This window comes from Streptosporangium sp. NPDC023825 (assembly GCF_040639575.1).
Classification (GTDB): Bacteria; Actinomycetota; Actinomycetes; order Streptosporangiales; family Streptosporangiaceae; genus Streptosporangium.
The window spans coordinates 38,921-51,350 of record NZ_JBFAAE010000066.1 but is presented as its reverse complement, the minus strand read 5'-3'; the positions used below and the strand labels follow the sequence as shown (position 1 = coordinate 51,350).

Annotated in this window: 6 protein-coding genes; 4 read left to right on the top strand and 2 right to left on the bottom strand. The window is 71.1% G+C overall.

The genetic code is table 11. From position 1 onward, the window contains the following. Nucleotides 1-136: 136 nt before the first annotated feature. A complete protein-coding gene (locus tag AB0G15_RS36545; RefSeq protein WP_362849126.1) occupies nucleotides 137-1,132 on the bottom strand; it encodes a Gfo/Idh/MocA family oxidoreductase in 996 nt (331 codons plus the stop codon). Between the two features lie 131 nt (nucleotides 1,133-1,263). Then, nucleotides 1,264-2,847 carry a peptide chain release factor 3 gene (locus tag AB0G15_RS36540; protein ID WP_362679747.1) on the bottom strand — a complete coding sequence of 528 codons (1,584 nt, stop codon included), beginning with the start codon at nucleotides 2,845-2,847 and terminating at the stop codon, nucleotides 1,264-1,266. Between the two features lie 253 nt (nucleotides 2,848-3,100). Between AB0G15_RS36540 and AB0G15_RS36535 the strand changes: the two genes are divergently transcribed. From AB0G15_RS36535 to AB0G15_RS36520, 4 genes are all read left to right on the top strand, one after another. Next, nucleotides 3,101-3,862, top strand: a complete 762-nt coding sequence (locus AB0G15_RS36535; protein ID WP_362849135.1) for a protein phosphatase 2C domain-containing protein — start codon at nucleotides 3,101-3,103, stop codon at nucleotides 3,860-3,862. A 639-nt stretch (nucleotides 3,863-4,501) separates the two neighbouring features. Continuing rightward, a complete protein-coding gene (locus AB0G15_RS36530) occupies nucleotides 4,502-5,113 on the top strand; it encodes a hypothetical protein (protein ID WP_362679744.1) in 612 nt (203 codons plus the stop codon). A 13-nt stretch (nucleotides 5,114-5,126) separates the two neighbouring features. Further along, nucleotides 5,127-7,286, top strand: a complete 2,160-nt coding sequence (locus tag AB0G15_RS36525; protein ID WP_362849124.1) for a flotillin family protein — start codon at nucleotides 5,127-5,129, stop codon at nucleotides 7,284-7,286. Then, nucleotides 7,283-12,292: a DNA repair ATPase gene (locus AB0G15_RS36520; RefSeq protein WP_362849121.1), complete on the top strand. Its 5,010-nt coding sequence runs from the start codon at nucleotides 7,283-7,285 to the stop codon at nucleotides 12,290-12,292. Before AB0G15_RS36525 ends, AB0G15_RS36520 begins: the two co-directional genes overlap by 4 nt. The last annotated feature ends 138 nt before the right edge of the window (nucleotides 12,293-12,430 follow it).

Sequence of the window (12,430 nt, the reverse complement as noted above, 5' to 3'; positions counted from 1 at the left end):
ACCGCAGCGAGCACCAAGAACAACCACACCGAGCACACCCGGAAAACGCCCCACCCGCACACCCGGAAACCCCCAAAGCACGCGGGAAGGGAAACGCCCCAGGTGCGCGGGAAGGGAAACATCTCACACACCCAGATCATTCACCGGGAAAACGGACACCCACCTGCGAGCGGACCTCGTCCATGATGCCCATCACGTCGAGAGTCGCCTGCCAGGGCATCAGCGGGCTCTCCAGCAGGCCCTCGCGCAGGCAGCGCATGGCCTCGTTCGCCTCGTGCAGCATGCCCTTCCCCTCGTACGGAACGTGGAAGGTCTCCGGCTCGCCCTCCGTCGGGTGCAGGGTGAAGGTGTCGGGGCGGAAGAACGGGCCGGGCAGCTCGATCCGGCCCAGCGTGCCGGAGACGGACGCGGCGACCGGGCTGTGCGTGGTGATGCCGCAGGACAGCAGGGCGACCGCCCCGCTGTCGTAGCCGAGCAGCACTCCGGTGTTCTCGTCCACTCCTTCGGGGGTCAGCCGCGCCCAGGATCGCACCCCGGCGGGAGCGCCGAGCACCATGTGGGCGAAGGAGATCGGGTAGACGCCCACGTCGAGCAGGGCGCCGCCGCCCAGCGCCGGGTTGCGGAGCCGGTGCTCGGGCGGGACGGAGACGGAGAACCCGAAGTCGGCGTGGATGGTCTGGACCGAGCCGACGGCGCCGCCCTCGACCAGCTCCATGATCTTGCGGACGGCCGGGATGCAGCGCGTCCACATGGCCTCCATCAGGAACAGGCCCCGCTCCCGCGCGAGGTCGACCAGCTTGGCGGCCTCGGCCCGGTTGAGGGTGAACGCCTTCTCGCACAGTACGGCCTTGCCTCCTTCGAGGCAGGTCCGTACGGCGTCGTAGTGGGCGTTCTGGGTGTTGGCGACGTAGACGATGTCCACGTCGGGGTCGGCGGCCAGCTCCGCCCAGCTTCCGTGGGCCCGCGGGATGGCGTGCCGGTCGGCGAAGGCCCGCGCGGACTCCTTCGACCGCGATCCCACCGCGGCCACCTCGGCGTCCGGCAGGAGCTTCAGGTCCTCGGTGAAGGACGCGGCGATGCCGCCGGTCGCCAGAATTCCCCACTTAATCGCGCTCATAACGACATATCTCACCACGAAAGCCTGACGGGGAGGCCCCCGGTACCCGGACCTCCCCGTCTCACGTCACGTGACCCGGCTCACCTCATCCGACCCGGCTCACCTCACACGACCCGGTTCACCTCACACGAGCCTCACGCGCCCTGTCAGCCGCGCGTGTCGGCGAGCAGGGCGTTCAGCACCAGGTCGGGATTGTCGCGCATCACGCCGCGCATGCGCCACTCGTCGGTGAACAGCGCCAGCAGGGCACCGTCGAGCGAGCGGGTGAAGACCTCCACCCCGCGCTGGCGGGCCAGGAGCGGCGCCGACTCGGCGTCGGTGAGCCTGGCGATGCCGAAGTCGAGCCGGTCCATCAGGATCTCGGTGTTGAACTCGGCGGCCATCCGGTGCTTGACCACGTCGAACTGCATCGGGCCCACCGCCGCGAGCACCGGCGACTGGTCGCCGCGGACGTCGGAGCGGAGCACCTGGACCACGCCTTCGGCGTCGAGTTGCTCGATCCCCTTGCGGAACTGCTTGGACCGGCTGGAGTCGCGGACCCTGGCGGTGGAGAAGTGCTCGGGGGCGAAGCTCGGGATCCTCGGGAACTCGACGGGAGGGCCGTCGTAGAGCGTGTCTCCGGGACGCAGGGCGCTGGCGTTGACCAGGCCGACGACGTCGCCGGGGTACGCCTCGTCGATCGTGGCGCGTTCCTGGCCGAAGACCGACTGGGCGTACTTGGTCGCGAACGGGCGGGCGGTGGCCGCGTGGACGAGCACCATGCCGCGCTCGAACCTGCCCGAGCAGACCCGGACGAAGGCGATGCGGTCGCGGTGCGAGGGGTCCATGTTGGCCTGCACCTTGAAGACCAGGCCGGAGAACGGCTCCTCCAGCGGGCGCGGGTCGTCGGCGACGTCCGGGCGGGGCGTGGGGGCGGGGGCGATGTCGACCATGGCGTCCAGCAGGCGGCCGACGCCGAAGTTGGACAGCGCGGCTCCGAACAGCACCGGGGTCGACTCGTGCGCCTCGAAGGTCTTCTGGTCGTGGTCGGCGCCGATCGCGGAGAGCAGGTCGATCTCGTCCTTGGCCCGCTCCCAGTCGCCGCCCAGCTCCGCCAGGGCCTGCTCGGCGCTCAGGTCGGTCTCGATGGCCTTGGTGGCGCCGCCGGGGGTGCGGGTGTAGCGGACGATCCGGTCGGCGGCGCGGTCGGCCACCCCGTGGAAGAAGCCGCCGGTGCCGATCGGCCAGGTGATCGGCGTGGGCTTCAGGCCGGTGCGCTCCTCGATCTCGTCCAGCAGCTCCAGTGCCTCGCGCCCCGGACGGTCCCACTTGTTGACGAACGTGATCACCGGGATGCGGCGGTGCCGGCAGACCTCGAACAGCTTCAGGGTCTGCGGCTCCATGCCCTTGGCCGCGTCGAGCAGCATGACCGCGCAGTCGACGGCGGCCAGCACCCGGTAGGTGTCCTCGGAGAAGTCGGCGTGGCCGGGGGTGTCGACCAGGTTGAACATGTGGCCGCGGTACTCGAACCGGAGCGCGGCGGAGGTGATGGAGATGCCCCTGGCCTTCTCCATCTCCATCCAGTCGGAGGTGACCCCGCGCCGCCCGGACTTGCCGTGCACCGCGCCCGCCTGGCTGATCGCGGAGGCGTGCAGCGCCAGCGCCTCGGTCATGGTCGACTTACCCGCGTCGGGGTGGCTGATCACCGCGAACGTGCGGCGACGAGCCGCCTCCTGAAGGATCGCGGCCATTACTGATCTCCTAGCGATGCGTAAGGTGGGGTACTTCGGGCACAGTGCGGGGGGCACTGAAGGGGCGGTCGGGTGGCACCGAAACCAGCTTACGCGCCACCACAGGTGTCAACAGATGTGGCAACACTTCCCCAGGCCGCTTGCGCCACCATGGTGTTAAGTGGATCGTGGAACATCTCGGTTCGCCCTATGCCCATCCCAACTGTCCGAAAGCGGCTCAGCTCGTGCAACTCGACGATCTAGTGATGTGCAGATGATCACGCTGCGCTATACGGCAGGTTCCGACGTCGGCCGGATCCGGCAAGGCAACGAGGACGCCGCCTACGCGGGCGCCCGGCTTCTCGCCGTCGCCGACGGGATGGGTGGCCACGTGGGCGGGGAGGTCGCCAGCTCGGCGGCGATCGCCACCGTCGCGTCCCTGGACCAGGAGTGCCCCGGCGACCTCGCCGCCGCCGCCGAGGCGGGGGTCCGCAAGGCCAACCAGCGCCTGCGCGAGCTGGTCGAGGAGGACCCGTCGCTCACCGGCATGGGCACCACCCTGACCCTGATGCTCTGGAACGGCTCCCGTGTCGCCCTCGCCCACATCGGCGACTCCCGCGCCTACCTCCTGCGCAACGGCGACCTGTACCAGATCACCTACGACCACACCCTGGTCCAGACGCTGATGGACGACGGCCGGATCACCGCCGAGGAGGCCGCCCGCCACCCGCACCGGTCGATCCTGCTGCAGGTCCTCGACGGCGGCGACAACCTCGAGCTCGACCTCTCCCTCCGGGACGCCGAGCTCGGCGACCGCTACCTGCTCTGCTCCGACGGGCTGTCCGGGGTGGTCGACGCCGAACGGCTCCGTCAGGTGCTCGCCGAGGTCGACGACCTCGACGAGGTGACGCGTCAGCTGATCGCGCTCGCCTGTGACGCGGGAGGTCCCGACAACATCACCTGCGTGGTCGCCGACGTGGTCGAGGGGGAACTCTCGGACTCCCCGGTGGTGGTCGGCTCGGCCGCCCCCTCGTAACGGCCGCCCCTCGTAACGGCCACCCCCTCGCGGGACCGGGGCTCCTCGCGGGAACCGCCCTCTGTGAGGGACCGGCCCCTGTGAAGGACCGGTCTCCCGTCGCGGGCGACCCGGTGCGCGCCGGGTTCTGGTCGCCGCCGGAGACAGCGGCTATCGTCGGGAATCAGCGCTCCTCGCCGATCACCGCTCCGGAGGATGTTCCTCATGTACAAGGAGTTCGCCATCGAGGCGATCGTGTGGCTCATTCCCGTCGTGATTCTCGTCGGTCTCGCCTACATGATCACCCGCCCCGCCTGACCTCCCGGGACGGCTCTCCGGGACAGGGCCGAGGACGCGGAGCCCCGCTCCCGCTCCTCGGCTTCCCCATGCGCCCGTTCTCCATGCCCCGGTTCTTCACGCCCCGGTTCTCCGTGACCCGGCTTTTCCGTGCCCCGCCGCTCCCCGCCGCCCCGCCTCCCCGCCTCGGGTGGTGGCCGGGTGAGCCTCGCGCGTCGACGGCCCCCGCGGGCGAGAAATCCATGCGAATATCTTTCCGTTTTGGGAACTATTCCCTTTAACAGATCTTTATCTGTATATAGTCACCTACACGTGCTCGGGGGAGCACGTTCCGGTATGCCGGCAGGGGGATCTCACACGCCAATGGGCCAGTTCGTCGATGCCGCGCTGTCTTTTCCGACCGTCCTGTTCACGTTCCTGCTCCTGGTGATCGTCGCGTACTGGGTGCTCGTCGTGTCCGGGGTCTTCGGGTTCGACGGCGGCGACGGCGACGGGTCCGAGGCGACGGGGGCCGGTGGCCTCCTGAGCGGTCTGGGACTCGGCGGGGTCCCCGCCGCGGTGGCCGTCTCGCTGCTGGTCGTCGTCGCGTGGTTCGCGAGCCTCGTGGGCGGCACGCTGTTCACCAGCACCCCCGCCCTGGTCGCGGTACTGGTCGCGGCGCTGGTCTGCGCCTGGGCGTGTACGCGCCTCGTCGTCCTGTCACTCCGGCGCCTCGTCCCGAAGGAGCGCGTCCCCTCCCGCGCCGACTTCGTGGGCCGCGTGTGCGTCGTCCGCACGAGCCGCGTCGGCCGCACCTTCGGCCAGGCCGAGGTCACGTCCGCCGACGGCTCCTCCGCTCTCGTTCAAGTACGGCAGACCGGCGACGAGGTTTTCGCAGCCGGCAGCGTCGCCCTGATATTCGCCTATGACTCCCCCGGCGAATTCTTCTGGGTGATGCCGTACGACGCGGAACTCGACCCTGATCGTCCTATTTAACAGAGGGACAACATTGGACGTCATCTCCACCGGGCTCGGCATTCTCCTCGCCGTCGTCCTCCTCGTCGTCATCGCCGTGCTCTTCATGATCAGCCGGCTGTTCCACAAGGTGGAGCAGGGCAAGGCCCTGATCATCTCGAAGATCAACAAGGTCGACGTCACCTTCACCGGGGCCGTCGTGCTGCCCGTCTTCAACAAGGCCGAGCTGATGGACATCTCGGTGAAGACCATCGAGATCGCGCGTACCGGCCGTGAGGGCCTGATCTGCCGCGACAACATCCGCGCCGACATCCGCATCACCTTCTTCGTCCGGGTCAACAAGACCGTCGAGGACGTGGTGAAGGTCGCCCAGGCCATCGGCACCGCGCGGGCGAGCGACCAGGAGACGCTGCAGGAGCTGTTCAACGCCAAGTTCTCCGAGGCGCTCAAGACGGTCGGCAAGCAGCTCGACTTCGTGGACCTCTACACCCAGCGCGACCAGTTCCGCGACCAGATCATCCAGGTCATCGGCACCGACCTCAACGGCTACAGCCTCGAGGACGCGGCCATCGACTACCTCGAGCAGACCTCGCTGCTGTCCCTGGACAAGAACAACATCCTCGACGCGCAGGGCATCAGGAAGATCACCGAGCTGACCGCCATCGAGCACGTGCGGACCAACGAGTTCCAGCGGCGCGAGGAGAAGGAGATCACCCGCCAGAACGTGGACGCGCGGGAGGCCATCCTGGAGCTGGAGCGCCGCCAGGCCGACGCGGAGACCAAGCAGAAGCGCGAGGTCGAGACCATGCGCGCCCGCGAGGAGGCCGAGACCGCCAAGGTCCAGGCCGAGGAGCGGCTCAAGGCGCACGCCGCGCACCTGCGTACCGACGAGCAGCTCGGCGTCCAGCAGGAGAACCAGGCCCGCGAGATCGCGGTGGCGGCGAAGAACCGCGAGCGGGTCCTCGCCATCGAGACCGAGCGGATCGAGAAGGACCGCCTGCTGGAGGTCATCGCCCGCGAGCGCGAGACCGAGCTGTCGCGCATCTCCAAGGACAAGGAGCTGGAGGGCGAGAAGCGCTCCATCGCCGAGGTGATCCGCGAGCGGATCGTGGTGGAGAAGACGGTCGCCGAGCAGGAGGAGAGCATCAAGCGCCTGCGCGTGGTCGAGGAGGCCGAGCGGACCCGCCAGGCCGTGATCATCCAGGCCGAGGCCGAGGCGCAGGAGAGCCTGGTCAAGGACATCAAGGCGGCCGAGGCCTCCGAGGCCGCGTCCAAGCACCGGGCGCGCGAGGCGCTGGTGCTGGCCGAGTCCCGGCAGCAGGCGGCCGAGCTCGACGCCCGCGCCAAGATCCGCATGGCCGAGGGCGTGCAGGCCGAGATGGCTGCCGTCGGCCTGGCCGAGGTGCAGGTACGCGAGCGGGACGCCGCGGCGATCGAGAAGGTCGGCCGCGCCGAGGCCGCCGTCGAGCGGGAGAAGGCGCTGGCGGTCGCCGAGGGCGAGCAGGCCAGGGCCCACGCCGCGGCCACCGCGGTGCGCGAGAAGCTCAAGGCCGAGGCCGAGGGCGAGCAGGCCATGGCGCTGGCCGCCGCCGCGACGGTCGGCGAGAAGCTCAAGGCCGAGGCCGAGGGTCTCACCGAGAAGGCCGCGGCGATGGCCGCGCTCACCGACGCGACCCGTGCCCACGAGGAGTACCGCCTGCGGCTGGAGGCCGAGAAGGAGATCCGCCTAGCCGGGGTGAACGTCCAGCTCAAGATCGCCGAGGCGCAGGCCTCCGTGGTGTCGGCCGGGCTGTCCAAGGCCAACATCGACATCGTCGGCGGCGACACCGTGTTCTTCGACCGGCTGATGGGCTCGATCAGCATGGGCAAGGCCGTGGACGGCTTCGTGGAGAACTCCGACGTCGCCCGCACCCTGGCCGGGCCTTACCTGGACGGTTCGGCGAGCCTCCCCGCCGACCTGGGCAGGGTCCTCGGCTCGATCGACACCGCCGACGTGCGGAACCTCTCGCTGTCCGCGCTGCTGATGAAAATGATCAAGGAAGGCGGTCCCGACGCGGACCGGTTGCGCGGCCTGCTGGGCGAGGCCCAGGCGGCCACCACGACCGAGGTCCCCGTCGCCGCGCTCGGCGCCGCCGGCTCCGGCAACTCCACGGGCAACTCCGCCGGTAACGCCGCCGGTTCCGCCAAGCAGTGACGTCCTCCACGGCGGAGGCCGTCACCGGCGCCCCCGGCGAGGGGGCGGGGCTGGACGCGGGCACCTACGAGGTGCTCCGCGCCCGGCTGGCCGAGCAGGCCGCCGAGCTGGCCCGGCAGTCCGACGCCCTCAACGCCGAACGCCTGGCGGTGTTCGGCGGGGCCGAGCTGCGCCTGGTCGGCACCGAGCGGATACGCACCGAGAACAACTGCGTGCCGCGCGACATCGTGTCGGTCGGCGGGCTCATGCTCTTCGGCTACAACGTGTTCATCGGGATGAAGCCGGAGACGACCGTCGAGGACGTCTTCTCCGTGCACACGTTCGTCAGGAACGGCGGGGACGGCGGGGACGGCGGGAACGCGTTCCGGTTCGACCCCGCGCCGATGTTCCGCGACCCGCGCTTCGAGCGGGACTTCGCCGAGCTCTACCGGTACTACCGGGAGACCCGGCTGCTCCAGCTGCGCCGCGTCGAGGGCAAGATGCTGGCCGTCTTCCAGACCGGCCCGCAGGACACCCGCGTGCTGCGCTGGCAGGTCGGGGCGGACGGCACGCTCTCCTACATCGACGACCGGGGGGAGCGCGACCACACGTTCCCGCCCTCGCACGACTTCGAGTGGATCCCGGCCACCCGCGACGACCACGTGACGGGCCGCCACCCGCACATCTCGATCGAGGGCGAGGTGTTCGTCGAGACCGTCGGCGGCGACCTCACCATCAAGATCGAGAACAACACCGAGACCGGGGAGGGCGTCTACCGCGAGCCCGTCGCGGAGCCGCTGCAGAGCCTCGCCGACGCGGAGGTCCACCACGCCAGGATCGGCCCGCTGATCCTGCTGCGGGTGCGGCCGTACAAGGAGCCCGAGTGGCGGCACCTGGTGTTCAACACCCGGACCAAGGGGGTGGTCCGCCTCGACGGCATCGGGCAGGCCTGCCAGCGCCTGCCCGAGGACCAGGGGATCATCTTCCCCGGCGGCTACTACCTGTCCACCGGGGTCAGCAAGACGTTCGACACCGACGTGTCCGAGCTGGAGTTCGAGCGGGTCATCCGCTCCCCCAACGGCGAGGACGTGCTGTACGTCTTCCACGCCCGCGCCGAGGGGCGGTCGCTGCTGCTGCCGTACAACGTGATCCGCAAGCAGGTGGAGACACCGCTGTCCTGCCACGGGTACTCGCTGTTCGACGACGGCACGCTGGTCGTCTTCAGGGCCACCTCCGACGAGCCCACCCGCGTCCACCCCATGCAGGTCTGGCAGACGGCCTACCAGTCGGACCTCTACGCCGCCGGGCGTCCGGTCGGCACCGGTCCGCTGGAGCGGATCGGCAACGCGGAGCTGGTGCGGGGCATCTCCGACTGCCTGTCGGTGGCGCGGATGGTCGAGGAGATGGCGCCGTCCGTCCCGGTCTTCGAGGCGCTGATCGCCTCCTGCGCCCGGGTCTTCGACCACTACCACTGGCTGGGCGAGCACCGGCTGCGCGGCCCGCTCGCCGACCTGCGGGCCACCGCCGAGCAGGTGCTGGACGAGTTCGAGAAGGTCCAGTCGCTCACCCGGCAGGCCGCCGAGGCGCTGGAGAGCGCCGCCGCCGAGGTCGCCGCGCTCGTACGGCACGCGCGCGGCGAGGCGCCCGGGTCCGCGCAGGGCTGGGTCGACAGGCTGTCGGAGCTGCGGCGGTCGCAGGGACACCTGGTGACCCTGCGCGAGCTGCGCCACGTCGACACCGCCAGGATCGACGCCCTCGACGCGGAACTGGCGGCCGAGCTGGACAGCACCGCGCAGCGCGCGGCGGGATTCCTGCGGGGCGACGACGCCTTCGCCGGGTACCACGCGGAGGTCGGGCAGCTGGTCTCCGACGCGGGCGCCATCGCGACCGTGGCCGAGGCCGGGCCGATCGGCGAGCGGCTGGAGCGGCAGGCCCGGGGCCTGGAGATCGTGGTCGAGGTGGTCGGCACGCTCGACATCGCCGACGCGACCGTGCGGACCGCCATCCTGGAACGGGTCGGCGAGGTGCTCGGCGGGGTCAACCGCGCCCGCGCCACGCTGGAGGCCCGGCGCGGGGAGCTGCTGGCCGGTGAGGGGCGGGCGGCCTTCGCGGCCGAGTACGCCCTGCTGGGGCAGGCGATCACCGGGGCGCTGGCGATGTCCGACACCCCCGAGCGCTGCGACGAGCAGCTGGGCCGCCTGATGCTCCAGCTGGAGAACCTGGAGTCGCGCTTCGCCGAGTTCGACGACTTCCTGGGGCAGCTGGCCGCCAAGCGGGAGGACGTCTACGAGGCGTTCTCCTCGCGCCGCCAGGCGCTGCTCGACGAGCGGGCCCGCCGCGCCGACCGGCTGGCCGACTCCGCCACGCGGATCCTGTCGAGCGTGCGGCGGCGGGTGGCCGGGCTGGCGTCGCTGGACGAGGTCAACACCTACTTCGGGTCCGACCCGATGGTGCTCAAGCTGAGGGGCGTGGCCGGGGAGCTTCGCGCGCTGGGCGACCAGGTCCGCGCGGAGGAGCTCGAGGGCCGCATCAAGTCCGCCCGCCAGGAGGCGGGCCGCGCCCTGCGCGACCGGCTCGACCTCTACACCGACGGCGGGGAGACGATCCGGCTCGGCCGTCACCTGTTCGCGGTCAACACCCAGCCGGCCGACCTCACCCTGGTCCCGTACGAGGACCGGATGGCGTTCGCCGTCACCGGGACCGACTACCGCTCCCCGGTGCGCGACGCGGCCTTCGAGGACACCCGGCCGTTCTGGAACCAGCTGACGGTCTCGGAGTCGCCGGAGGTCTACCGGGGCGAGCACCTGGCCGCCTCGATCCTGGCCGCCGCCGAGGCCGGAACGCCGCTGTCCCCCGACACCGGCGGGGCCCCGGTCTCCCTGGACGCGCTGCACGAGGCCGCGGTGTCCGGCGGGGAGCTGCTGGAGATCGTCCGCCGGGTGGCGGAGACCCGGTACGACGAGGGCTACGAGCGGGGCGTCCACGACCACGACGCCACCGCGATCCTCCAGGCCGCGCTCCGCCTGCACGCGGGCGCGGGGCTGCTGCGCTACCCGCCCGCCGCGAGGGCCGCCGCCCAGCTCTTCTGGGCCTTCGGCACCGACGAGGCCGCCCGGGCGGCGTGGACCACCCGGGCGACGTCGCTCGTGCGGGCGCGGACCCTGTTCGGCAGGGTGGAGGCGGTGGAGGAGACCCGCGCCGCCCTCGGCTCCGCGATCGCGTCCTTCAACCGGGGTCTGCACGGCGACACGGGGGACGCGGGGGACGCGGGCGTCTTCGAGCTGGCCGGGGAGTATCTCTTCGAGGAGCTGCCGGGCAAGCCGTTCGGGTTCGTGACGAGCGCGGGGGCGCGGTCGCTGCTCGACCGGTTCGACCGGGCGCTGGGGCCCGCGCGCGGGGAGTTCGAGGACGACCTGCGGGCGCTCGGCGACGACCTCGCCGCGCGCCACCGCCTGGCCGAGGCGTGGCTCTCCGCCTTCGACGTCTCGGCTCCGCGCTCCGGCCAAAAACCGGGCACGGGTACGGGGGCCGGGTCGGCGGAGCTGGTGGAGGCGGTGGCCGTACTGCTGTGCGAGGTGCCGCGGCACGACTCCTCGGCGGCGCTGACCACCACGGTCGAGGGGCTGCTCGGCGCGCATCCCCGCGTCGCCGGGCGCGCGATGGAGCTGCGCCTGGACGAGTTCTTCGCCAGGACCCGGCACTTCCGCGACCACCGCGTCCCCGCCTACCGCGCCTACCAGCGGCGGCGCAACGAGCTGGTCGCGGCCGAGCGCGAGCGGCTGAGGCTGGAGGAGTTCCGGCCGAAGGTGATGACCGCCTTCGTCCGCAACCAGCTGCTCGACGAGGTCTACCTGCCGCTGATCGGCGACAACCTGGCCAAACAGCTCGGCGCGGCGGGAGACGCCAAGCGGACCGACCAGATGGGCATGCTGCTGCTCATCTCCCCGCCGGGCTACGGCAAGACCACCCTCATGGAGTACGTGGCCAACCGGCTCGGGCTGATCTTCGTCAAGGTCAACGGCCCGGCCCTGGGCCACCTGGTGACCTCGGTGGACCCGGCGCAGGCGCCCGACGCCACGGCGCGGCAGGAGATCGAGAAGATCTCCTTCGCGCTGGAGATGGGCAACAACGTCCTGCTCTACCTGGACGACATCCAGCACACCTCCCCCGAGCTGCTGCAGAAGTTCATCTCCCTGTGCGACGGCCAGCGCCGGATGGAGGGCGTCTGGGAGGGGAGGACCCGCACCTACGACCTGCGGGGCAAGCGCTTCGCGGTCTGCATGGCGGGCAACCCGTACACCGAGGCGGGAAGGCGCTTCCGCATCCCCGACATGCTCGCCAACCGCGCCGACGTGTGGAACCTGGGCGACGTGCTGTCGGGGCGCGACGAGCTGTTCGCGCTGAGCTACATCGACAACGCGCTCACCTCCAACCCGGTCCTGTCGCCGCTCTCCACCCGCGACCGGGGCGACATCCGCATCCTGGTACGGCTGGCGCGCGGCGACTCGGGGGTCCGGGCCGACCAGCTCTCCCACCCGTACTCCTCGGTGGAGCTGGAACAGGTCCTCGCGGTGCTGCGCAAGCTGCTGCGGATCCAGCGGGTGGTGCTGGCCAACAACCAGGCGTACATCGCCTCGGCCGCCCAGGCGGACGCGTCGCGGACCGAGCCGCCGTTCCAGCTCCAGGGTTCGTACCGGAACATGAACAAGCTCGCGGCCCGGGTCGTCCCGGTGATGAACGACGCCGAGCTGGAGGCCGTGATCGACGACCACTACCTCGGCGAGGCCCAGACCCTCACCTCGGGCGCGGAGGCCAACCTGCTCAAGCTGGCCGAGCTGCGCGGCACCATGACCCCCGGACAGGCCGAGCGGTGGGCCGAGGTGAAGGCCGCCTATCTTCGCTCCCAGGCCCTCGGCGGCGCGGAGGACGACCCGATGACCCGCGCGGTCGGCGCGGTCGGCCTGCTGGCCGACCGGGTGAGCACCGCCATCGAACACGCCGCCGACCGCCTGTCCCCCGAACCGTGAGACCCGGGGCCGGGCCACCGCCGAGATCCGCGAGGTGGGCCGGCCCCGGCCCCGAGGGCGAAAGCGGTCGTCCGGCAGGGCGGGCGCGGGTCGTCGCCGGGTGTCGAATACGGTGAGCAGGTGTCGGTCAGCGACCGG